The 25,132-nt window shown below is 33.8% G+C and carries 20 protein-coding genes and 5 tRNA genes; 2 read left to right on the top strand and 23 right to left on the bottom strand.

Going from position 1 to position 25,132, the window contains the following annotated elements; genetic code table 11:
• A partial coding sequence (locus QZZ48_RS06260; RefSeq protein WP_294963222.1) for an arginyltransferase occupies positions 1-562 on the top strand: 562 nt, incomplete at its 5' end.
• Here QZZ48_RS06260 and QZZ48_RS06255 read toward each other — a convergent pair.
• The 22 genes from QZZ48_RS06255 to QZZ48_RS06150 all read right to left on the bottom strand — a co-directional run bounded on the left by QZZ48_RS06255 (position 549) and on the right by QZZ48_RS06150 (position 23,848).
• Positions 549-1,220 (bottom strand): hypothetical protein, encoded by a 672-nt coding sequence (locus QZZ48_RS06255; RefSeq protein WP_294963220.1) that lies wholly within the window; start codon positions 1,218-1,220, stop codon positions 549-551. The two genes, QZZ48_RS06260 and QZZ48_RS06255, sit on opposite strands and share 14 nt — an antisense overlap.
• A gap of 358 nt (positions 1,221-1,578) precedes the next feature.
• On the bottom strand, positions 1,579-3,669 hold the full coding sequence (gene fusA, locus QZZ48_RS06250) for an elongation factor G (RefSeq protein ID WP_294963217.1): 2,091 nt from the start codon (positions 3,667-3,669) through the stop codon (positions 1,579-1,581).
• 191 nt (positions 3,670-3,860) lie between these two features.
• Positions 3,861-4,328: a 30S ribosomal protein S7 gene (gene rpsG, locus QZZ48_RS06245; protein WP_294963214.1), complete on the bottom strand. Its 468-nt coding sequence runs from the start codon at positions 4,326-4,328 to the stop codon at positions 3,861-3,863.
• Positions 4,329-4,413: 85 nt separating this feature from the next.
• Positions 4,414-4,788 (bottom strand): 30S ribosomal protein S12, encoded by a 375-nt coding sequence (gene rpsL / locus QZZ48_RS06240; protein ID WP_294963212.1) that lies wholly within the window; start codon positions 4,786-4,788, stop codon positions 4,414-4,416.
• Between the two features lie 247 nt (positions 4,789-5,035).
• On the bottom strand, positions 5,036-9,553 hold the full coding sequence (rpoC, locus tag QZZ48_RS06235) for a DNA-directed RNA polymerase subunit beta' (protein WP_294963209.1): 4,518 nt from the start codon (positions 9,551-9,553) through the stop codon (positions 5,036-5,038).
• Positions 9,546-13,691 (bottom strand): DNA-directed RNA polymerase subunit beta, encoded by a 4,146-nt coding sequence (gene rpoB, locus QZZ48_RS06230; protein WP_294963207.1) that lies wholly within the window; start codon positions 13,689-13,691, stop codon positions 9,546-9,548. The genes rpoC and rpoB overlap by 8 nt, the downstream gene beginning before the upstream one ends.
• 209 nt (positions 13,692-13,900) lie before the next feature.
• Positions 13,901-14,269, bottom strand: a complete 369-nt coding sequence (gene rplL / locus QZZ48_RS06225) for a 50S ribosomal protein L7/L12 (RefSeq protein WP_294963204.1) — start codon at positions 14,267-14,269, stop codon at positions 13,901-13,903.
• A gap of 40 nt (positions 14,270-14,309) precedes the next feature.
• On the bottom strand, positions 14,310-14,798 hold the full coding sequence (rplJ, locus tag QZZ48_RS06220; RefSeq protein ID WP_294963201.1) for a 50S ribosomal protein L10: 489 nt from the start codon (positions 14,796-14,798) through the stop codon (positions 14,310-14,312).
• A gap of 158 nt (positions 14,799-14,956) precedes the next feature.
• Complete coding sequence (rplA, locus tag QZZ48_RS06215; RefSeq protein ID WP_294963198.1) at positions 14,957-15,649, bottom strand: 50S ribosomal protein L1; 693 nt, start codon at positions 15,647-15,649, stop codon at positions 14,957-14,959.
• Between the two features lie 65 nt (positions 15,650-15,714).
• Positions 15,715-16,140, bottom strand: a complete 426-nt coding sequence (gene rplK, locus QZZ48_RS06210) for a 50S ribosomal protein L11 (RefSeq protein WP_294963195.1) — start codon at positions 16,138-16,140, stop codon at positions 15,715-15,717.
• A 20-nt stretch (positions 16,141-16,160) separates the two neighbouring features.
• Positions 16,161-16,688 carry a transcription termination/antitermination protein NusG gene (gene nusG / locus QZZ48_RS06205; protein ID WP_294963192.1) on the bottom strand — a complete coding sequence of 176 codons (528 nt, stop codon included), beginning with the start codon at positions 16,686-16,688 and terminating at the stop codon, positions 16,161-16,163.
• A gap of 9 nt (positions 16,689-16,697) precedes the next feature.
• Positions 16,698-16,877 (bottom strand): preprotein translocase subunit SecE, encoded by a 180-nt coding sequence (gene secE, locus QZZ48_RS06200; protein ID WP_294963189.1) that lies wholly within the window; start codon positions 16,875-16,877, stop codon positions 16,698-16,700.
• A 65-nt stretch (positions 16,878-16,942) separates the two neighbouring features.
• Positions 16,943-17,018: transfer RNA gene (locus QZZ48_RS06195), tRNA-Trp, on the bottom strand.
• Positions 17,019-17,072: 54 nt separating this feature from the next.
• Positions 17,073-17,225: a 50S ribosomal protein L33 gene (gene rpmG, locus QZZ48_RS06190; RefSeq protein ID WP_294963186.1), complete on the bottom strand. Its 153-nt coding sequence runs from the start codon at positions 17,223-17,225 to the stop codon at positions 17,073-17,075.
• A gap of 46 nt (positions 17,226-17,271) precedes the next feature.
• Positions 17,272-18,471: an elongation factor Tu gene (gene tuf, locus QZZ48_RS06185; protein WP_294963183.1), complete on the bottom strand. Its 1,200-nt coding sequence runs from the start codon at positions 18,469-18,471 to the stop codon at positions 17,272-17,274.
• 90 nt (positions 18,472-18,561) lie between these two features.
• Positions 18,562-18,636, bottom strand: a tRNA-Thr gene (locus QZZ48_RS06180).
• Positions 18,637-18,807: 171 nt separating this feature from the next.
• Positions 18,808-18,883 (bottom strand) — tRNA-Gly (locus tag QZZ48_RS06175).
• Between the two features lie 12 nt (positions 18,884-18,895).
• Positions 18,896-18,980, bottom strand: a tRNA-Tyr gene (locus QZZ48_RS06170).
• Between the two features lie 45 nt (positions 18,981-19,025).
• Positions 19,026-19,102, bottom strand: a tRNA-Thr gene (locus QZZ48_RS06165).
• A 37-nt stretch (positions 19,103-19,139) separates the two neighbouring features.
• Positions 19,140-21,080: an HD domain-containing phosphohydrolase gene (locus QZZ48_RS06160; protein WP_294963180.1), complete on the bottom strand. Its 1,941-nt coding sequence runs from the start codon at positions 21,078-21,080 to the stop codon at positions 19,140-19,142.
• Positions 21,081-21,093: 13 nt separating this feature from the next.
• A complete protein-coding gene (locus tag QZZ48_RS06155) occupies positions 21,094-23,142 on the bottom strand; it encodes an adenylate/guanylate cyclase domain-containing protein (protein WP_294963177.1) in 2,049 nt (682 codons plus the stop codon).
• Between the two features lies 1 nt (position 23,143).
• Positions 23,144-23,848, bottom strand: coding sequence for a FecR family protein (locus QZZ48_RS06150; RefSeq protein WP_294963174.1), 705 nt, complete (start codon positions 23,846-23,848; stop codon positions 23,144-23,146).
• An 88-nt stretch (positions 23,849-23,936) separates the two neighbouring features.
• Between QZZ48_RS06150 and QZZ48_RS06145 the strand changes: the two genes are divergently transcribed.
• Positions 23,937-24,665, top strand: coding sequence for a YaaA family protein (locus QZZ48_RS06145; RefSeq protein WP_294963171.1), 729 nt, complete (start codon positions 23,937-23,939; stop codon positions 24,663-24,665).
• Here the strand turns inward: QZZ48_RS06145 and QZZ48_RS06140 are convergent.
• On the bottom strand, positions 24,655-24,906 hold the full coding sequence (locus QZZ48_RS06140; RefSeq protein WP_294963168.1) for a hypothetical protein: 252 nt from the start codon (positions 24,904-24,906) through the stop codon (positions 24,655-24,657). The two genes, QZZ48_RS06145 and QZZ48_RS06140, sit on opposite strands and share 11 nt — an antisense overlap.
• Between the last annotated feature and the right edge of the window lie 226 nt (positions 24,907-25,132).

Here is a 25,132-nt window from a genome sequence, read left to right as displayed (position 1 = left end):
CTTTAGACCTGTATGCTCTCATTGTGATGAGTGTAAAAGTATAAAAATAGATGTTAAAAATTTTAAATTTTCAAAATCTCACAGAAGAGTTATGAAAAAAGCAACTTTTATTAAAAGTTATATACAAACACCTACTATGACTAAAGCTCATATAGATTTATTTGAAAAGTACCATCTATATATGAAAGAGAAAAAAAATTGGGAACATAGTAAAACAAATCCTCAAAACTATTATAGTTCATTTGTAAACGGCCATAACGGTTTTGGATATGAGATACTATATTATCATGATGATAAGCTAATTGCAGTTGACTTAATAGACATATTAGAAGATGGAATATCATCTATATATTTTTATTATGACCCTGATTATATAAAGTATAGCCTTGGAAAATTATCGCTTCTTTTTCAAATCGAATTTGCTAATACAAAAAATAAAGATTGGATATATTTAGGATACTACGTAAAAGATTGTTCATCTCTATCTTATAAGGCTGATTATAAGCCATTTGTTACACTACAAGGGAGACCGGAGGAGGACGAAGGGTTTAATTGGATTTAGTTAGTTCTTCTACTTGTTCTTTACGAATATCACTCTTTTTTTTAATAAGTTCATCTTCTAAAGTTTTTTGAATTGACTCTTGTTTGGCTTTATCTTTTTCACGTATTCGTTTAATCTTTGCATCTTGTATCTGTTTTTTACTCAAAGTTTGTTTCTTAGATACAGTTTGCTTTTGTTTGAGTTTTTTATCTTCGTCTAAATATTTTTGTATCACACCACTACTGTTCATGTCATAACTATGAGCAAAGTAATACTCTAAAATTTCATCTTTGTTTTTTTTAGTATCAATCATGCCAGAATTTATAATTTTTGAGAAAAATAAATTATCTTGATCAATTATTGAAGATTTGTAGGATTTAACTATAAGTCTATAAAAAAAATCATTTATTTTTGACAATTGTCTAATAGTTTGAAGATATTGTTTTTTATCTACTTTTTTATTACCAGATTCAATCTCATATCCTATATCTTTTGCCTTATAAACATCTTTAACATATGAATCAATTTTTTCCTCAAATTCTGAATAGTAAGTTATATTCTTTAACTTCTCAATATTCTCAACATTATTATATATTACATCACCTAATGCGGAGTATACCTTTGGATTTTGAGCTATTAATAGTGTTGAGAGGAGGGATAAAATAAGTAATTTAATCATCAAATACCTGTAGAAATTATTTTTTTGTATTATATCAGAATAATAATGATAGAATTATCACATGATTAAGATATTAAAAAAAGAATTTACAATCTACACTGCTCTACTGACGCTGCTGATAGTTTTAATGCATCCAGATATGATTAGTAATCCTACAATTAGACTTGGACTAATGCAAGAAAAGGCAAATTATATACATCCGCTTTTATATACGTTTTTTATATATTTGGTTCTATACTTTTTTAGAGCATTAATTGCTTTTATATTAAGGTTAATTAAAAGAGGTAAAAATAATAAATAGTAGAGATTTGTTAGAGTGAAGGGATACTCCCTCAAAGAGGGAGTAAAGGCAAATATATTAGCCGTTTCTCTTTTTCTGAATTTCTTCAGAAACATTTCTTGGAACTTCTTCATAGTGATCAAATTCCATTGAGTATGTAGCACGTCCTTGAGTTGCAGAACGAAGGTCAGTTGAGTAACCAAACATTTCAGCAAGTGGAACAAATGCATCAACAATTTTGTTGCCTGAACGCTCACCCATGTTGTTAATTTGACCACGACGACGGTTAAGGTCACCGATAACGTCACCCATGTAATCTTCAGGAACTTCAACTTCAACTTTCATCATTGGTTCAAGTATTGAAGGACTAGCTTTACGACAACCTTCTTTGAAACCCATTGAAGCAGCAAGTTTAAATGCCATTTCATTTGAATCTACATCATGGTATGAACCATCATATAATGTAATATCAATATCTTCCATTGGATAACCAGCAAGAACACCATTACTCATAGTTTCTTTACAACCCTTCTCAACAGCAGGAATAAATTCTTTTGGAATTGCTCCACCTTTAATATTGTTGTGGAATACGAAACCTGTTCCAGCATCACCCGGTTGAATAGTAAGGTAAACATGACCAAATGCACCACGACCACCAGATTGTTTAGCATATTTGTATTCTTGATTAACTTTATCTTTAATTGACTCACGGTAAGAAACTTGAGGAGCACCAACTTCAGCTTCAACAGCAAATTCTCTTCTCATTCTATCAACTAGGATTTCAAGGTGAAGCTCACCCATTCCAGAAATAATAGTCTGACCAGTTTCTTCATCAGTATGAACTTTAAAAGATGGATCTTCAGCAGCAAGTTTACTTAAAGCAATTCCCATTTTTTCTTGGTCAGCTTTAGTTTTAGGCTCAACAGCAACAGAGATAACTGGTTCTGGAAAGTCCATTCTCTCAAGAACAACTTTCTCTTCACCAGTACATAGAGTATCACCAGTAGTAGTTGCTTTAAGACCAACAACTGCACCGATTTCACCTGCATAAATCTCTTTAACTTCTTCACGTTTAATAGCATGCATCTTAACGATACGGCCAATTCTTTCTTTCTTATCTTTAGTAGAGTTATGCACGAATGAACCAGATTCTAGAGAACCACGGTAAACACGGATAAATGTTAGTACACCAACAAATGGGTCAGTCATAATTTTAAAAGCTAGTGCTGCGAAATCACCATCATCAGTTGATGGAACTGCAACGTGAACTTCTTCATCATCCATCAAAGTACCCTCAATGGCAGCTGATTCCATAGGAGATGGCATATAAGCAACAACTGCATCAAGTAATGTTTGAATACCTTTGTTTTTAAATGCTGTACCACAAGTCATAGGAACAATTGCCATACCAAGAGTTGCTTCTTTGATAGCTGCAGTAATTTCTTCTTCAGAAATCTCTTCACCTTCTAAAAACTTCTCAGCAAATGCTTCATTTCCATCAACTTCAGAGATTGACTCTAGCATCTTCTCTCTATATTCATCACACTTGTCTTGTAGGTTTGCAGGAATCTCTTCTACGTGGTAATTAGAACCCATAGCAGCATCTTTATCCCAAACAATAGCTTTCATTTTAACTAAATCTACAACACCGTCAAATTCAGCTTCTGCACCAATTGGCACCTGAATAGGAACTGGATTACCTTTTAGTCTTTCACGAATTTGAGTTTCAACTTCGAAAAAATCTGCACCAGTTCTATCCATTTTGTTAACAAAAACAATAGATGGAACTTTATAACGGTTTCTTTGTCTCCAAACTGTTTCTGATTGAGGCTGTACACCACCAACAGCACAGAATACTGAAACAGCACCATCAAGTACACGCATAGAACGCTCAACTTCAATTGTAAAGTCAACGTGGCCCGGAGTATCAATAATATTGATCTGTTTACCTTCCCACTCACAAGTTGTTGCAGCAGAAGTAATTGTAATTCCACGTTCTTGTTCTTGTTCCATCCAGTCCATAGTAGCAGCACCATCGTGAACTTCACCGATTTTATGTTCAACACCAGTATAGAATAAAATTCTTTCTGTTGCCGTAGTTTTACCTGCATCAATGTGTGCAGCAATACCGATATTTCTTACATCATTTAGTTTGTGACTTCTTGCCATGTTTAGTACCTTGTTATATTAGTTGAGAGATAAGCTCTTTTATAAGTAAAGTTTTTTTACTTACAAAAGAGCTGTCAATATTGTTGTCAACACTAAAAAAACTTGTAAACAAATTTGAGTTTTATACTGAGTATAACTTAAGTGTTAACGGAGTTAAGGGAATTTCTTCCCTTAGCGTTGAAAATAGAATATTACCAGCGATAGTGAGCAAATGCTTTATTTGCTTCAGCCATTCTGTATGTATCTTCTTTCTTCTTAAATGCATTACCTTTATCAGATGAAGCATCCATTAATTCATTTGCTAATCTCTCAGCCATAGTTCTTTCATTTCTCTTACGAGCAGAATCAATCAACCATCTGATTGATAATGATAATTGACGTACCGGGCGTACTTCTACTGGAACTTGATAAGTAGCACCACCAACACGGCGACTTTTTACTTCAATAATTGGTTTAATATTCTCAATAGCTTCATTAAATGTATCTATACCAGTTTTTTCACCACGAGAGCTAATGATATCCATTGCACTGTAAATGATTTTTTCTGCTGTAGATTTTTTACCATCTAACATAATTTTATTTATAAATTTCGTTAAAACTTTGCTTCCATAAACTGGGTCAGGCATAATTTCACGAACGGGAGCTTTTCTTCTTCTCATTTAGAATTTCCTTTTCTTCAATTTTTTCAAATTTACTCAAAACAATTACTGTCCTGTAGCTAGCTTGAATATTCTAGTCTAATGACTATTTTTTAGGTCTCTTAGTTCCATATTTAGAACGAGCAACCATACGATTAGCAACACCAGCAGTATCTAATGCACCACGAACGATGTGATACTTAACACCAGGTAAATCTTTAATACGACCACCACGAACAAGAACTATTGAGTGTTCTTGAAGATTATGACCTTCACCACCGATATAAGAAATAACTTCAAAACCTGAAGTTAATCTAACTTTTGCAACTTTTCTTAAAGCCGAGTTAGGTTTTTTTGGTGTAGTTGTGTAAACACGAGTACAAACACCACGACGCTGTGGACACGATACAAGAGCTGGTGATTTTGATTTCTTAATCACACGTTTACGCTCTTTACGAATCAATTGATTGATTGTAGGCATACAATTCCTTTACTTTATTTTTCCAGTAGAATTTAACTCACTATTTTTAGGGAGTTATAGACGCGTAATAGTACAGAAAATGTAATTAAAGTTAGCTTATTTTAAGTGTGGATTAATATTTATGGTTTGGAATGAGAATTAAAAGCTTTAATAAATAGACTTCAGTGTAAATATGGCTAAGAAACATACCTCTAAAAAAGAGGTAAGTTTTCAAAAGAAATCACTAAATGATTTCTTTAATAATATTTTAGTCTTCTTCTGAGTTAAGAATAATTTCTTGATCTTTATAAATACCAGTTCCAACAGGAATAGTACGACCAATAATAACATTTTCTTTAAGGTCATTAAGATCATCAATCTTAGCTGAAACAGCTGCCTCAGTAAGAACTTTAGTTGTATCTTGAAAAGATGCAGCTGAGATAATACTATCTGCAGCAACAGCAGCTCTAGTGATACCAACTAAGAATGGCTCAGCAATCGCAGGACGACCACCAAGACGAGTAATCTTTTCATTCTCAGCTTTAAATTTAGCTTTAGAAATCAAGTCACCTTGAATAAACTTAGTATCTCCAGATTTAACAATTCTAATTTGTCTAAGCATTTGCGTAAAAATTACTTCGATATGCTTATCTGCGATATTAACACCTTGAGAACGGTAAACTTGTTGAACTTCACTTACTAGGTAGTTGTAAAGTGCTTTAACACCCATAATACGAAGTAGTTCGTGTGAAGAAATAATACCAGTAGTAAGTCTCTCACCAGCGTGAACAAAGTCACCAACTGCAACAACTGCAACATGTGATTTATCTACAAAGTACTCTTTAACAATTCCATTTTCAGAAGCAATAACAATACGTACTTTACCACGTAGTGGTTTACCAAAGCTTACTGTACCATCAATCTCAGAGATTAATGCAGTAGCTTTTGGACGACGACCTTCAAAAAGTTCAGATACACGAGGAAGACCCCCTGTAATATCTGATGATTTTTGAAGTGCTTTAGGTGTCTTAGCAATAATATCTGCTACTTTAACAGTTGCACCATCTTCTACAAATAGAGATGACTTAGGACTAATTGCATATCTTAGTAATTCACCATCTTCAGTTGCAAGTACAATTGTTGGTTTGTATTCAGCTGATATATGGTCATTAATCATTAGACGTGTTTTACCAGTTAACTCATCAAGTTGTTCAGTTGCCGTAGTACCTGCAATAATATCTTCATATTTAACAGTACCATTCGCTTCAGTAATAACTGGATTAGAATATGGATCCCACTCAGCAATAACAGTTGACTCATCACTAGTAGGTTTAGCAATTAGAGTAGTAGAATCTACAATAGCATCATCTTCAGTAACTATAACTGATCCACGAGCGATGTAATGTCTGATTGCTTCACGGTGATTTGAATCAACCACAGTAGCAAATAAACCTTTTTCTACAACTTCATATCCAGCTTTAAGACCATCAAATCTTTCTAAATAATCACCTTTAAGTAGGAAGTATTTAACAGTACCATCTTCTTTTGCTAATATTTTTTGAGTTACAGGTGCACCATTGTCAACTAATATTTCAGACGCGTATGGAATACGACTTGGTACATTCCAACCATCTTTAATAGTTTCAACAATTGACTCATCTTCAGCTACTTCAGTTCCACTTTCATATGGGAAGTAGTATTTACCTTCAATTTGACCAGCAACACCAGCTAATTCATTTGGTTTAGCAATTTCATTTTTACGAAGAGCATAACGAATAGTCTCATCAGCAGATGCGATACTGATTATAACTTCATCATGAACAGTTTGAATTTCAACTTTACCAGCGAATGGAGCTTTAATTTTAGGTTCAACTAAAAGTACAGCAGCATTTCTTCTGTTAGCAACTATATTTTTGCCTTCTTTAGAAACATAAGTTTTAAGGTTATAGTAACGAATAAAACCTTCTCTCTGAGCAACAACCTGACGTTCTTGTGCAGTTGAACTTGCTGTTCCACCAACGTGGAATGTACGAAGTGTTAGTTGTGTACCAGGCTCACCAATTGACTGTGCAGCAATGATTCCAACTGCTTCACCAGTACGAACAATGTGTCCAGTTGCAAGGTTAACACCATAACATAGAGCACAAATACCTTTTTCACTTTTACAAGTTGTAGGAGTTCTAATATGTGCAGTTTTAATTCCAGCTTCTGAAATAACCTTAGCACTAACTTCATCAAGAAGAGTTCCCTCAGCAAATAAAATCTCATTAGAAATTGGGTCTATGATATCATCAGCTAAAACTCTACCGTTAAGTCTGTCTTCTAAAGACTCGATTAAAGTATTTTGATCAGAAATATCTGAAATTTCTATACCTTCGTGAGTATGACAGTCATGCTCAACAATCTTAACATTTTGCGCAACATCAACAAGTTTACGAGTTAAGTAACCTGCATTTGCTGTCTTAAGTGCTGTATCGGCAAGACCTTTTCTAGCACCGTGAGTAGAAATGAAGTACTCAATTACGTTAAGACCCTCTTTAAAGTTTGACACAATTGGTGTTTCAATAATATCACCACTTGGTTTAGCCATAAGCCCACGCATACCAGCTAGTTGACGAATTTGTGCAGCAGAACCACGAGCACCAGAATCAGCCATCATGTGAATAGAGTTAAAACCATCTTTATCAGTTTGAACAAGGTCCATCATCTGAGATGCTAGAGTATTATTTGTATCTGTCCAAACATCAATAATTTTATTGTATCTTTCTTGTTCAGTTAAAAGACCAGCTTCAAATTGTTTTTGAATTTCTATTACTCTGTTTTTAGACTCTGTAACTTTTGCTTCTTTTCCTTCTGGAATAATAATATCAGCAATAGATATAGAAACACCAGATTCAGTTGCATGTTTGAAACCAAGATCTTTTAAATTATCAAGGAAAGATGCAGTCACACCAATACCACCGTGTTTTTGAACATAATCAACAACTTCATTGATGTATTTTTTCTTCATAACTCTATTCCAAAGTTCAGAAGGAACAAAATCAGGAAGTACAGCTTTAAGAAGCATACGACCAGCTGTTGTGTGAATTATTCTACCATCAATTCTAGTTCTTACTTTAGCGTGAAGGTCAAGTGCATCATGCTCAATAGCAATTCTAACTTCATCAACATTTGCAAAAAGTTTATTTGAACCTTTTACACCATTCTTTTCTAAAGTAATGTAGTATAGTCCAAGAACCATATCCTGAGATGGTGTAGCAATAGCTTTACCAGATGCAGGAAGCATAATGTTCATAGATGCAAGCATTAGTACTTTACACTCTGCAATAGCAGCAGAAGATAAAGGTACGTGTACAGCCATTTGGTCACCATCGAAGTCAGCATTAAATGCAGCACAAACTAATGGGTGAAGTTGAATAGCTTTACCATCAATAAGTTTCGGATGAAACGCTTGAATTGAAAGCTTATGAAGTGTTGGTGCACGGTTAAGCATAATTGGATAACCATCAACAATCTCAGCTAGACATTCCCAAACTTCGTTTGTTTTGTCTTCAATCATCTTCTTAGCAGCTTTAACTGTAGTTGCATAACCTTTATCTTCAAGTTTAGCAATCAAGTGTGGCTTAAATAGCTCAAGAGCCATTTTTTTAGGTAATCCACATTCATCCATAGCTAAAGAAGGTCCAACAACAATTACAGAACGTCCAGAGAAGTCAACACGCTTACCAAGTAAGTTTTGACGGAAACGTCCTTGCTTACCTTTAATAATTTCACTTAATGATTTTAGAGGACGCTTATTAGCACCTTTAACAGCATTTGCACGACGACCATTATCAAATAGTGCATCTACAGACTCTTGTAGCATACGCTTTTCATTACGAACAATAATCTCTGGAGCTTCTAGTTCAACTAGACGCTTAAGACGTTGGTTACGGTTAATAACACGACGATATAAATCATTAACATCAGAAACAGCAAACTTACCACCATCAAGTGAAACAAGAGGTCTTAAATCTGGTGGAAGAACTGGTAAAACAGTTAACATCATCCAAGCAGGATTGTTTCCAGAGTTTAAGAAAGACTCAATAACCTTAAGTCTTTTTGCAATTGTTTTTCTTTTTGCTTCAGATTTTGTAAGTTCAATGTCTTCTTTAAGTTGAGTAAATAAATCAACTAAATCAATTGAATCTAGCAAATCACGAACAACTTCACCACCCATACGAGCTTTAAAGCCTAATTCGCCAAATCTTTGAACTAAAGTACGGTATTGCTCTTCATTTAAAACATCATATTGTAAAACTGGTGTTTTTGCTTCTGCATCATAATATGCTTCGCCACCAGATTCAACGATATAAGCTTCATAATAAAGTACACGTTCTAAATCTTTCATTTTGATACCAAGTAAAGTACCAATTCTTGAAGGTAATGAACTTACATACCAGATATGTGCAACAGGAGTAACAAGTTCGATGTGACCCATACGGTTACGACGAACTTTAGTGCTAGTTACTTCAACACCACATTTCTCACATACTACACCTTTGTAACGCATCTTTTTGTATTTACCACAAAGACACTCATAGTCTCTTACAGGTCCAAAAATTTTCGCACAAAAAAGTCCATCACGCTCAGGCTTAAGAGTACGGTAGTTAATAGTTTCAGGCTTTTTAACTTCACCATGACTCCAAGACATTACTTTCTCAGGTGCAGCTAAACGAAACTGTATCTGTTTAATATCTTTTGGTCTTTTATCTTCTGTTACTTCAATAGGTACTAATTTACTCATCGTCTTCAACCTCGTCAAAAATCTCTACATCAAGAGCCAATGCTTGAAGCTCTTTTGTTAATACAAATAGTGTTTCAGGAATACCAGAAGCTGGTATCAATTCACCTTTTGTAATTGCTTTATAAGCACGAACACGACCATCAACATCATCTGATTTAATAGTCAGCATTTCTTTAAGAACTGCAGAAGCTCCATAAGCTTCTAGAGCCCAAACTTCCATCTCACCAAATCTTTGTCCACCAAATAGTGCTTTACCACCAACCGGCTGTTGTGTAACTAAAGAGTAAGGTCCAGTTGAACGAGCATGAATTTTCTCATCAACCAAGTGATGTAGTTTAAGAATATACATATAACCTACATTAACACGCTCTTTAATTTTTTCACCTGTCAGGCCATTATAAAGAACAACTTTACCATCTGTATCCATTTTTGCTAACTCAAATAGTTTAGCAAATTCTACAGCATTTACACCTTCGAAAATTGGAGTTGCAAATCTAACACCTTTTGCCCAATCACGAGCATAGTGTAAGAATTTCTCATCACTCATCTCACCAATAACTTTAGATGCGTTCATTAATTTTGCTACATCAGATATAGCTATCATTTTAGCACGTAAGTTATCGATAAAATCTTTTTGTTTAGTTTCAAACTGCTCTAAGATTTGGTTACCAAGTTCACGACCTGCCATACCTAAGTGCATTTCTAAAATTTGTCCAATATTCATACGAGATGGAACACCTAGAGGATTAAGACATACATCAACACTTCTTCCGTCTTCCATATATGGCATATCAACTTCTGGAACTATAATAGAAACAATACCTTTATTTCCGTGACGACCAGCCATTTTATCACCAACTTTAAGTTGACGTTTAGTAGCTATATAAACTTTTACATACTTTACAACACCATTTGCAAGGATGTCATCTTTTTCTAAAATAGTTAGTTTCTCTTCGTGTTCATCACGGAAAAGTCTTTTCTCTTTTTGAAAGTAGTTTTTAGTTTTGTTGTACTCATCTTGAATATTTTCAGAAAAAGATTTAACAATAGCGTTCATTGCAAAACGATTTACTTCAACAAGGTCACCACCATTAATGATGTCACCAGCCTTATAGTCTGTATCAGCAATTTTAATATCATTAACTAAAGCTTCTTTCGTTAAAAGTTTAGTTATTCTTAACATCTCTTCTTTATCAATCATAAGAAGACGGTCATAGTGCTCACGCTCTAAGTAGTCTCTCTCTTCTTTTTCTAATTCTAGTGCACGTGGATCTTTGTCATAACCTTTTTTTGTAAAGATTTTAACATCAACTACAACACCTTCCATACTTGGAGGACAATAAAGTGATTTGTTTATAACGTGACCAGCTTTTTCACCAAAAATAGCACGAAGTAGACGCTCTTCTGGAGTTGGTTTAACTTCACCTTTAGGAGAAACTTTACCTACTAAAATCATACCAACACTTACAGCAGTACCTATTTTAACAATACCAGACTCATCTAAATGAACTAATTCATCGTCTCTAACATTTGGAATATCACGAGTAATCTCTTCAACACCATGCTTAAGCTCTCTAGCTTCTAGTTCTTTCTCATAGATATGAACTGAAGTAAATGCATCTTTACGAATTAATCTCTCAGAGATTACAATAGCATCCTCAAAGTTATAACCATTCCAAGGCATGAAAGCAACCATTGCATTAACACCAAGTGCTAACTCACCTTGGTCCATATTTGGACCATCAGCAATAACTTGTCCTTTTCTTACTTTTTGTCCAACATTTACAATTGGCTTTTGAGCAAAAGAAGTGTTTTGATTCGTACGAAGGTTCTTTTGTAATGGATAATAATCAATATAAATTTCTCCATCATCATCACCCATAACATAGATATGTTTTCCATCTACTTTTTCAACAACACCAGATCTCTTAGCTTTTACACACTCCCATGAATCACGAGCAACAAGTTGTTCAACACCTGTTCCTACCATTGGAGCTAGTGGTCTAAGAAGAGGAACTGCTTGACGTTGCATGTTTGATCCCATAAGTGCACGATTGGCATCATCATGCTCTAAAAATGGAATTAGTGAAGCTGCAACACCAACAGCCATATGAGAAGAAAGGTCAGCATATGAACACTCAGTAGCTGAACGAAGTAAAATCTCACCATCAATTCTTGTTGTAACTAGTTCATCAATAAATTGTCCGTCATCATCTAACTTATTAGATGCAGCAGCAATTTTGATGCCTTCTTCTTGAGTTGCTGTAAGATAAACAATTTCATCAAGAACTTTTCCCTCTTTCATTACTTTATATGGTGCTTCAATAAAACCATGCTCATTTACTTTTGAGTAAGTAGCAAGAGTATTAATAAGACCAATATTTTGCCCCTCTGGAGTTTCAATTGGACAGATTCTACCATAGTGAGTTGGATGAACATCACGTACTTCAAAGCCGGCACGTTCTTTTACAAGACCACCTTCACCTAGAGCTGATAAACGACGCTTATGCGTAACTTCAGAAAGTGGATTTGTTTGATCCATAAACTGAGAAAGTTGCCCACCTGAGAAAAATTCCATAATAGTAGAAGTAATCATTTTTGAGTTGATTAAATCATGTGGCATTAACTCTGGCATTGGGCCACTCATAGTAGATAATTTATCTCTAATTGCTTTTTGCATTTTAACAAGACCATTATGTAACTCATTACCTAATAGCTCTCCAATTGAACGGATACGACGATTACCTAAGTGATCTCTATCATCAATATGACCTTGACCATTTTTAACTTTAATAACATATTTAACAGAGTTAATTACATCTTCATGAGTTAAAACAGTTACATATTCAGGAATATTAAGACCTAATTTATGATTCATTTTCATACGACCAACTTTAGTTAGGTCATATCTTTCAGGATCAAAGAATAGTTGATTAACAAAAATTTTCGCAGCTTCTTTTGTAACTGGTTCACCTGGTCTCATAACTTTATAGATACGAATTGCAGCTAAATCGTTTTCATCTTCTATTTCTTCAGTTTGCTTAAGTAGTTTAAGTGAATCTGCATCTGCGTTGAATGCATTAATCATTGATCCATCAACACCTTCAGCTAAATCATTTGCAATTTTAAATTCACTTACTCCAATCTCAGCTAATTTTTTAAGTTTAGTCTCATCAAGAGGAGTCATTGTGTCAAAAAGAATTTCACCAGTTTCTGGATCAATAATTGGTTCAGCTAAATAACGATCAAGTAGTGTTTCAAGTGGATATTCTACAGTCTTTAATCCATCTTCAATAAACTTTTGTGCTTTTTTAACTGAAAGTCTTTTTCCTGCTAAAACAAGAATTTTACCATCTGTATCAATTAAATCATATGATAGTCTTGAAGAAAAATCACTTGGATTAAAATCCATTGTGAATTTTAAATCATCAATACTAATAATTTGTATAGGGTAAAAAAGTTTTAAAATATCTTGTTTAGAATAACCTAAAGCACGGAACATAATAGTTACAGGAACTTTACGGCGTTTATTAATTCTCATATAAAGGATGTCTTTTGGATCATACTCGAAGTATAACCATGAACCACGGTCTGGAATAATTTGACCTGTATAGATTAGTTTATTTCCAGCAGTTGTTGATTCTTCTTCTTTAAAAATAACACCTGGAGATCTATGAAGCTGATTAACAACAACACGTTCAACACCATTAATAATAAATGAAGTTCTTTCTGTCATAAGTGGGATATCACGAACAAATATACTTTGCTCTTTAATATCTTTTACGCCAAGTTTCTCTTTAGTGTTCTCATCTCTATCCCAAAGTACTAAACGAGTTTTCATTCTTAGGCTAACAGCATAAGTAAGACCACGTTCCATACATTCTCTAACAGTATATTTTGGGTTTGCAACTTCACTACCAATGTATTCAACAGTAAGTCTGTTTTGAGTATCATGAATAGGAAAAACTGATTGAAATACTTGTTCTATACCACTAGCTGTTCTATCTTTAGCATCTAGCATCAAAAAGTTGTCATATGAACTTTGTTGAAGTTGTAGTAAGTTTGGTACTTCGATTTGTTGAGGAGTTTTAGAGAAGTCTACACGAAGACGGTTTCCGGAGTATAAAGTGTTTAACATAGGCTACCTCGATAAGTAATTAGTGTAATATTCAAGCGTCCTTGAATAAATTTTGTGGGGCTCTAAAAAGAGCTTATTTTATAGTGCTTATAAACGACATAAGGGCACTTTTACAAAGAGACTAAATCTCATTGTAAAAGCGCCCAGAATTTGACAGTTTGCACAAGAAATAAATTTCCTGTGCACCCCAAGATAGGGGCATTAAGTAATTACTTAACTTCTACTGTTGCACCAGCTTCTTCTAAAGCAGCTTTTGCTTCATCAGCAGCATCTTTATCTACGCCCTCTTTGATTGTAGATGGTAGTGCTTCACAAGCTTCTTTTGCTTCTTTAAGTCCAAGACCAGTAAGAGCACGAACAGCTTTAATAACACCAATTTTCTTAGCACCAACGTTAGTTAATACAACATCAAATTCAGTTTGCTCAGCAGCAGCTTCACCAGCTACAGCTCCACCAGCAACCGCTACAGGTTGTGCAGATACACCGAATTTTTCTTCAAATTCTTTTACTAATTCAGAAAGTTCTAATACAGAAAGTCCTGAAATAAATTCTAATACGTCTTCTTTAGTTACAGCCATGTGTAATTCCTTGTTTTATTATATATATAGAATCAACTGCTTATGCAGCAGCTTCTTCTTCTTTTTTATCTTTAAGAGCGTTAAGACCAAATCCGATACATGTAAGTGGAGCCATCCAAGTAGCTGCAAGCATACCAAGTAACTCATCACGTCCAGGAAGTTTAGCGAATGCTTCAACTTTAGCAGTATCTGCTACTTCACGATCTACATATGCAGATTTAATAACGAATTTATCATTATCTTTAGCAAATTCAGAAACAACTTTAGAAGTTGCAACAGAATCTTTACCCCAAACAAGAATGTTTGTATCTTTTAATTCAACACCAGTTAAATCAGCTTTTTCTAGTGCAATTGTTGCTAAAGTATTTTTAACAACTTGAACTTTTGCTTCTTTAGCACGTGCGATATTTCTTAAACTTTCTAAATCAGGAACGATTAAACCTTTGTAATCACAAAAGATTACAGCTTGCGCGTCTTTAAACTCAGTAGAAAGTACTTCAATAATTTCAGCTTTTTGTGTTTTTGTCATAGAATTTTCTCCTTTCCAGACAACACTTCAACAGGTATACTGACATTGCAGTAAGATTAAGCTTTCGCTCCCATATCTTTAGTCCATAAAATGCAGTTACCAAAGTAGTAACTTTATAGTGCCTTAATAAAAATTAAGGCACTAAAAATTACTAATAATTATTTAATATCAGCTAGTTCTACTAAATCAAGTTTTACAGCTGGACTCATAGTTAAACTTAGAGCAGCATTCTTAATATAACGACCTTTTGCAGAAGCAGGCTTTTGCTTATTGATCGCAGTAAGGATAGAGTTTAAATTCTCAGCAATTTGAGTAGCTTCGAAACTAACTTTACCAATACCAGCATGGATATTACCTTTTTTATCAACTCTAAAGTTAACTTGTCCACCCTTAACATTTTTGATAGCAGTAGCAACATCAGGAGTTACTGTACCAGTTTTAGGGTTAGGCATAAGACCTTTTGGTCCTAGAATACGACCAATTTGACCAACAAGTCCCATACAATCTGGTGCAGCAACAACTACATCGAAGTTGAAGATTCCCTCTTTTATTTGCGCAACTAAATCGTCTGTACCAACGATATCAGCACCAGCAGCTTTAGCTTCATCAGCTTTAACGCCTTTTGCAAAAACAGCAACACGAACAGTTTTACCAGTTCCGTGTGGAAGAACGATTGCACCACGAACCATTTGGTCAGCGTGTCTTGGATCAACATTTAAGTTAAGAGCAATTTCAACTGTCTCGTCAAATTTAGCACTTTTAAGATCTTTAATTGTGTTACATGCATCTGTAACACCATATGATTTTGTATTATCAATTTTTTCTAATAATTGTTTATATCTTTTACTCATTTTCAAATTCTCCTATGTAATTCTGCCACAAAATTTAAAATCATTGTGGTTGATGATTGTGATTACTAATCTACTACTTCGATACCAATTGAACGAGCTGAACCAGCTAAAGTATTAGCAGCCATATCTTTGTCATCAGTATTTAAATCTTGTATTTTAGCTTCAACAACTTCCATTAATTGAGCACGAGTGATTTTTCCAACTTTATTTTTAAGTGGATTATCAGTACCTTTTTTAAGTCCAGCTGCTTTCATAAGAAGTGCAGATGCCGGTGGTTGTTTAGTAACAAAAGTAAAACTTCTGTCTGTATAAACTGTAATAATTACAGGAACTTTGAATCCCATTTTATCTTTTGTTTTTTCATTGAATGCTTTTGTGAATTCCATGATGTTAACACCACGTTGTCCTAATGCTGGTCCTACTGGTGGTGCAGGGTTTGCTTTACCAGCTTCGATGTGTAGCTTGATATAGTCCATAACTTTTTTTGCCATATTTTTTCCTTTTTTATAATTTAAATTATTTTTTCAACTTGAGTGTAAGAGATATCAACCGGAGTTGCTCTACCAAAAATTGAAACATTAAGTTTTAGAGTACCATGCTCTAAATCATATTCATCCACAGTTGCAGTAAAGTTTGCGAATGGACCATCAATAATACGTACAGTTTCACCATTATCAAAATAAACTTTTGGTTTAGGTGCAGCACGATTATTAACACGATCTAAAATAACATTAATGTCATGATCACTTAAAGGTGTTGGTGTATTTGCCTCACCAATAAAACCAGATACTTTCGGTAAAGCAGTTATTAAATGTTGAACCTCAGTATTTAAGTCTATGTTTGCAAAAACATATCCTGAGTATAATGAGCGTTCAGTAATTTTCTTTTTACCGTCTTTTACTTCGATTACATCTTCTGTTGGAACAATAACTTCTTTTATGAAATCTTGTAGTCCCATTTCTTCTATCATATTAAGGATTGCTTCACGAACAGCTCTTTCACTACCATATGTTTGGATTGAGTACCATTGATGTGCCATATTTTCTCCTTAACCTAAAATTGCAGACATAACAGATGACATAATTAAGTCAACTAAAGCTAAAAAAGCCGCTATTACAGTTACAACTATTAAAACAGAAATATATGCTTGTTTAACCTGACCTTTCGTAGGAAAGATTACCTTAGTTAATTCCGATCTTGCATTTCTTATATGTGTACCTAAATTCATTAAACTTTCCTAAAAGTGCATTAATTATAAATAAAGCTTAAAGCTTCACTAATAATTAATGGAAGTGGCAGGCACAGGGGGACTCGAACCCGCAACACCCGGATTTGGAATCCGGTGCTCTACCATTGGAGCTATGCGCCTATATTTTGATAAATAGGACAGAGTCCTATTTAAAACAAAAAAGAGATTAAACTATTACAGTTTCATCTCTTTGTGAGTTGTATGCTCTCTACAGAACTTACAATATTTTCTTACTGAAAATTTTTCAGTATGAGTTTTTTTGTTTTTAGTTGTGTGATAATTACGTCTAGTACATTTCTCACAACCTAAGTGAATCGCTTCTCTCATGTTAAATAACCTTTAAAAGGATTAATGCAAAATTCGCGTAAGCGAACTATGCAAGAATCTCAGCAACAACACCAGCACCAACTGTTCTACCACCTTCACGGATAGCGAACTTAGTACCTTGTTCCATTGCAATTGGGTGAATTAATTCAGCAGTTATGCTAACGTTATCACCTGGCATAACCATTTCTGTACCTTCTGGTAAAGTAATTGCACCAGTAACATCAGTAGTACGAACGTAGAACTGAGGACGGTAACCATTAAAGAATGGAGTATGACGACCACCCTCATCTTTACTTAATACATAAATTTCAGCAGTAAACTTAGTATGAGGAGTAATAGTACCTGGCTTACAAAGTACTTGACCACGCTCAACATCGTCTTTACCTATACCACGAACTAGAATACCACAGTTGTCACCAGCTACACCTTGATCCATTTCTTTACGAAACATTTCAACGCCAGTTACAGTAGTTGATTGAGTATCTCTAATACCAACGATTTCTACTGTTTCGCCAATTTTAACAGTTCCACGTTCGATACGACCAGTTACAACTGTTCCACGACCAGAAATTGAGAAAACATCTTCAACAGGCATTAAGAAATCTCTGTCAGTTTCACGAACTGGCTCAGGGATATAAGCATCAACAGTTTTCATTAATTCTTGAATCTTAGCAGACCACTCACCAAGAGTACCAGATTTAGCTTCTTCAAGAGCCATAGTTGCTGAACCAGCTGTGATTGGAGTATCGTCACCTGGGAAGTCATACATGTCAAGAAGTTCACGAATTTCCATCTCAACTAATTCTAATAACTCTTCATCATCAACCATATCTTCTTTATTCATGAAAACAACTAGGTATGGAACACCAACTTGCTTAGAAAGAAGAATGTGCTCACGTGTTTGTGGCATTGGGCCATCAGCAGCAGAAACAACTAGAATAGCACCATCCATTTGAGCAGCACCAGTAATCATGTTCTTAACATAATCCGCGTGACCTGGACAGTCAACGTGTGCATAGTGACGAATGTCAGTCTCATACTCAACGTGTGATGTAGCGATAGTAATACCACGCTCTCTTTCTTCTGGAGCATTATCGATTGCATCGTAGTCCATAAGTTCTGCACCATTTGTTACTGCTAATACTGCAGTAATAGCTGCTGTTAATGTTGTTTTACCATGATCTACGTGACCAATAGTTCCAATGTTTACATGCGGTTTATTACGCTCAAACTTTTCTTTTGCCATAGTGTCCTCCGACTTTAATTGTGAATTGAAACGGGATTATACCCAAAAATCATTCAATTATTGCTTAATTTTAAACTAATATTATCAAGATGGAGCTCACGAGCGGATTTGAACCGCCGGCCTCTTCCTTACCAAGGAAGTGCTCTACCCCTGAGCCACGAGAGCACAGATGATTATCAGTAAATTTTGCAAGCAATAATTGCATAATTTTTTTATTTTGTTATTAGTTTTTTTTGATTAGATTTAAAAGCTATATAGATATCTATATAATATTCTATATATGAAGTAATTTAAGTTGAAATTGTACTTCAGCTTCCAGAAATTAAAAGGTTTCAATGGAGCGGGAGACGAGATTCGAACTCGCGACAGCCTGCTTGGAAGGCAGGAACTCTAGCCACTGAGTTACTCCCGCAGCTTCATTGAATGGTGGTGGGAAGAGGAGTCGAACCTCTGAACCCATAGGGAGCAGATTTACAGTCTGCCGTCGTTGGCCACTTGACTATCCCACCGTTTATAATATCTGGTCTAACACTGTTTCTAATATTCTATTTCAATGGTGCTGACACGAGGATTTGAACCCCGGGCCTGTTGATTACAAATCAACTGCTCTAGCCAACTGAGCTATGTCAGCATCGAAATTGAATGGGAATTATAGTCCAAATGCTTTTCTATGTCAAGGGTTTTTCAGAGAAATTTATAAAATCTTCATCTTTTAGCACAATTGGTTCATATTTACCCCTATATTCACCTATTTCCTCCGTTATTTTCATTAAGAAGCTAGGCTTAATATGATTTATGTACAAGCGAAAATCATTTCTTTTTATGTTTTTTATACTTTCAAATAATAATTTAGGTGTTAAATGTTTACTCTCTTTTGCAAGAATTGGCATGCTAGATGGAAAAGAACATTCTATAACTATAGAATTTATATCTTTTCTTGTATCAATTATCTCAATTACATTATCTAAATCATAAGTATCTGCTGTAATTAATACTGAATCACCATCTCTTTTAAAAATATATCCACAACTTGGAACTGTATGGTCAGTTTTAAATGGCTCTATTGATTCATTATCATTTAATGAATACTCTTTACCCAATTCTATTTCTGTATAAGATAGTGCTGGAGTATCTGACTTTGTTAAAGTTATTTTTGAAAAGTCTGGCCAGATAAGATTATTAAAAAAATGTTTTTTAAGAGCTTTTATAGTTGCAGGTAGTCCTAAAATATTTAAAGTTTTAGTTCTCATAGAAAAATAATTATCTAATATATAGGCAATATCGCTAATATGATCTAGATGCGAATGAGTAAGCCATATATTTTCTATATGTATACTTTCCTCATCTAATGTAACTAATATATTTCCTGCATCTATTACATTATTTTTATTTAGTAAAAAGGAACTTGTTCCAAAACCTTTTGCTCTTGTTCCATAAGCTCCAAGTATTTGAATTTGTTTTGTATTTATACTCTGAGCTTTTACTTCTTCTTGATATATATCTTTAAACTCTTCTCTAACTTCTAATATTTTAACTAAATTCTCAAAAAATAGGTCTATCAGCTTTGGATCGAAGTGTTGACCTCTTTCTTCTTTAAATAAATCAAATATCCTATCATCACTCCATGCCTTTTTATATACCCTATCAGAACCCAAGGCATCAAATACATCAGCTAAAGCAGTTATACGGCCATACACATGGATCTCTTCACCTTTTAGTTTTCTTGGGTATCCATTACCATTCCATTTTTCATGATGCTGATATGCTACTATTGCTGCAGCTTGAAGAAGTGGTCTGTCAGAGTTCTTAATCATACTGAACCCAAGCTCTGCATGAGTGTCCATTATTTTTCTCTCTTCATCATTAAAGCGACCTGGTTTTTTTAATACAGAGTCTGGAATAGCTATCTTACCTATATCATGTATAGGAGCAGCCTGCTTCAAAAGCTCTGCTTCTTTTTCATCCATACCATATGCCAGTCCTAAAATCTTACAGTACTCGGCAACCCTCTTTACATGATTTCCTGTCTCTTTACTTCTACTCTCAGCAACTGCACCCATAATAAGTACAACTTCTCTTTGGGTATCTTCTATTTCAATAGTTAAACGTGCAGAAATAAGTGTCTCAGCCGCGTATGTACTTGCCAACATTAGACGTTCCATATCTTTTATATCAAAAATACCTTTTTCACCTTGATGATTTATAACCTGAAATGCACCGATAATTTGATCATCATTGTCGAACATAGGTATAACCATCATACTTTTTGTTCTGTAACCGGTCTTCTTATCTATCTCTGGATTAAATCTATCATCAAGGTAAACATCATCAATAATAATCTTTTCACCACTTGTAATAGAAGTACCTACTATTCCGGAGTCCATTGGAAGTCGTATAGCTTCAATACCATGAGCTACCTTTGTCCATATCTCTTGCTTTTCTTCATCTACTACCCAGACTGTACATCTATCAGAAGAAGTAAGTGCTCTACCCATATTTGCTAGAACCATAATAATATCGTTATATTCTCTTAAAGAAGAGACTTCGGTCAGATATGTAAATATCATTTGTAGTATTTCGTTTGCACCTAAGCTTCTTGCATGTTTCATTATAATTTCCTTGCTACTTTGTTGTCATCTTGTGAACACCCCATGGTTGTTCATCTTGAATATGTGGTAAAAAATATTTTGATGGCTTATCATCATAGTCTTTAACTAATATAGTAAATAATACTACAGCTTCTTTAAAGTCACCACTTTTATATATTCTAAGTGCCTCGTCATATAGTCTTTTAATCTCTCTAGACTTATCATTGTCTTGCATTAGTTCATATAGAAGCACTGCTTCATCTTTACCTTTTACTTGTACAGGTTCTATTTCTCTATATATAAATTCACTACTTATCTTTGATACAGTAAACTCTGTAATTAAGATATCAACCCCATAGTTTTTTGTTAGACCTTCTACTCTAGATGCAAGATTCACGCCATCACCAATAACAGTATAGTTAAACCTAGTATCAGAACCCATATTTCCAACAACTACATTTGCCGTATTTATTCCTATCCCTATTCGAATGGGATTGATATTTTCAATAATAAAGGCTTCATTTAGTTCATCTAACTTTTGTATCATCTCTAAAGCACTCTTGCAAGAAGCGTCTGCATGATTTTTGATATCAACTGGTGCATTAAAGAATGCCATTACAGCATCTCCTATGTACTTATCAAGCATTCCACCATTATCTAAGACTGCATTTGTCATTGGAGTAAAGTATCTGTTAAGTAAAGTAATAAGGCTTACTGGATCCATTGACTCAGATATAGTTGTAAAACCACGTATATCGCTAAAGAGGATACTAAGCTCTTTACTCTCTCCACCAAGAGAAAGTGCATCTGGATTTTGTATAAGTTTATCAAGTAAGTCAGCAGAAAGATAAGAAGAAAATGCCCCACGCATGAACTTACCACTTTTTTCTTGTATAGTAAATGCAATAGCTTCAATTGAAACTAAACTAAGAACTAAAGCTATTAAAGGATAGAAAAGGTCTATATATATCATCTCAGTTACAAAAAGATATCTAATGTAAGCATATACTAATAAATAGACAAGTATATTTATCACTACTCTATGAAGTATTTTTTTAAATAAAATGACCAAAATAAATGGCAATAAAACCATAAAAACAATCAAAAATGAAGTTATATGTTTTGGTTCTTGTATAAGATGATTTTCTAATAGATTAGATATAAAAGTGTAATGAAGTAATGGTCCGGGGATAGAACCAATTGGTGTACTTACAACATCCCCTGCTCCAACTTCTGTAATTCCAAGAATAACTATCTTATCTTTGAAATATTGTGGTTTCACTTTTCCAATTGTAATATCTAAAAACGATACTATATTATAAAGCTTGGGATTATAGAAGTTTAGTCTAATAAAACCCTTCTCATTTAAACCTACTAAATGCTTATTAATTTCTACATGAGATGCGTCTACTCTATTTATATCCTTATTAAATTTTAGTCTCAAACCTTGCATTGCTAAAGATGGATATAAAATATTTTCAAAATAAACCGCGATAGGATAAGAGCGAAAAAGATGATCACTTTCACTTAGAGTAGAAAAACTTCCACTTAGAGTACATGACTCTAAAATTGATACAATATTTATCTCTGCAAATGGAGCACTTATGAATTGTGGATTATTTAATTCTGATATTTGAGACTGAAGCATATCAAGAGATGAGTCACCTAATATATCTAACTCTTCATCTGTAATTTTCTGCGTAGACTTATCTCTTAAAAAAAAGCCACATACACTAGAGTTTAATCCAGATAGAGACTCAGCTAAAATTGAATCATCATTCTCTGTAGTTGTCTCAGAGAAAATCATATCCATTAAAACAACATCTGCATCAACAAGAGCATCTATGCCTTTAGCTATTATATCTCTCTTGAATGGCCATCTTCCAAACTCATTTACACTTGGCTCATCTATAGCAACAAAAACTATTTCCTGACTTGGTTCTTTTTTTTGTAGTTCGAAGTTTATATCGTTATAAAGTAGTGAAAAACTCTCAAATGGCTCAACCTTATATAGATGCAACAAAAGAGTTACAATAAATATAGGTAATAAAACACCAATATAGAGAAGTTTATCCTTAATCATTTTACTCTATAGACCCCATGAGTTTTTCAAAATATTCAAACTCAGCTTCATCTTCTTTAGTCCATGCTTTTTCTCCAACTTTATTTCCATCAAACGAGACTGTGTTTCGCTCTTGAAGATCAAACTCTTTTGTTATAAGAGCTACTGCTTCTTCTTGCTGGGACTTAAACTTTTCAAATTCTGATTCTTGTTGGGATACAAACTTATCATATTGTGCTTGGATAGTTTTTCTGTAAAGTTCAAATTCATCTTTTACACTTTGAATACCAACAACACCCTCTTTTAGTTTTACAGAAGCATTCTCACTTGAGTCTACGATGAAAGTTGTTCCCTTAATTCCTATAATAGCAAAAGGTGTTTTTACCTTAAGAGCATTCTTTGCATCTCTTGAAGTGATTTTATAATAAACCTTTCCCTTATCTTGTTGCGCAATATTTTTTGAGCTAAAATAAAGAGTGGAGGAAGCGTCTAAGACTAAAGTAGAACCATCCAAAAGGTTAATAACAACATTCGCGTTTTTAGCAGTAGTGATTAAGTCTCCTTTTTTTATTTCCAGACATTTTTTTACCTTACTTTTTTTAAATGAGTTTTCACTTTTAACTTTTACATTTCCATTAACTTTTTCAACACTCCCCAAAGCATCATTTGCACTAAGTATGCCAACACTTAAAAAAGTAATAAAAATAGACATTAGAATCTTTTTCACAAGAAACCCCCATATTTTTTTACCTATTATATCATTTAAGTAGGTACAATTAGATAAAAAATAATCTACAAAATGACTAAGGATTTATATGCTAAAAATACTGTTTTCACCATCTGAAGGGAAGAATAGCGGTGGTGAAGAGACTCCAAAAGAACTGCTTTGTTCTAATGAAGCAAGACAAACAATACTAGAGCAATACAACAAGATAGCAACTAGTGGGGATGAAGATACCATCAAAGAGTTATTTGGTTTTAAAAAAATGAGCGACTGCGAAGCATATGCAAATGATATCTTTAACTCACCACTTATGTCTGCAATAGAGAGATACCAAGGAGTTGCCTATGATTACCTTGATATAAGCTCTTTAGATGCAGCTCAAGTAGAATATTTAAAGACAAATACTATTATTTTTTCTAACCTATATGGTCCTATCCTTGGTGGAGACACAATAGCAAACTATAAAGTAAAACAAGGAAATAACATAGGTAGTATAGTTCCCGATAAATTTTATAAAGATAGATTTTCATACCAATTAGATTTATATTTAAATAATGATGATATTTTAGATCTTCGCGCTGGTTATTATGATAAGTTTTATAAATCAAATAAAACCTATACAACAATGAAGTTTTTAAAAGGTGGCAAAACTGTTAGTCACTGGGCTAAGGCTTACAGAGGTTTAGTTTTAAGAGCACTCGCCAAGAGTAATATAAACTCAATTGAAGAGTTTAAGTCTTTAGAGATTCAAGGACTAAATGTAAAAGAGATTAAAGTTATAAAAAATAAAACAGAGATCGTTTACGACATTACGCAGTAATAAGCTGCGTAGGTTTAATCATCTTGTCTTCTAAAAGAGCTTTAATTAGTTTTTGTTTTGCACAGTAATGATTTGTAGAAAGACTTACAAGCCCATCATGAACTGAGTAATCTAAATCAATTGCATTTCTAGAAAAATAATCAAAAACATTTTCTACCCTGATTCCAACTTGACACTCCCTAGGAACAACACTCTTACCATCTTTAGTAATCATTCCATTAATTATATTTATAGTAGTCATATTTAACTCCTTAATTTTATAACTATAAAAAAATATAGTGTAAAAATAGTGAGAAAGATAGACATTTCGTTAAATATTATAATAATTATTAACATCTTATATGCATTAAGAATAAAGTTAGTTAAAATACTATAATGAACCCCTAAAACTGAACCAGTAAAATTTGTTTTCTTATTTCAAAAATGATAAAATTGAAATAGAAAATATAGGGATTAAATATGAGTGT

Source organism: Sulfurimonas sp. (genome assembly GCF_016744025.1).
In the GTDB taxonomy this organism is placed as follows: Bacteria; Campylobacterota; Campylobacteria; order Campylobacterales; family Sulfurimonadaceae; genus Sulfurimonas.
Note: the sequence above shows the minus strand (reverse complement) of the source record. Positions and strands in the feature narration are given on the sequence as shown.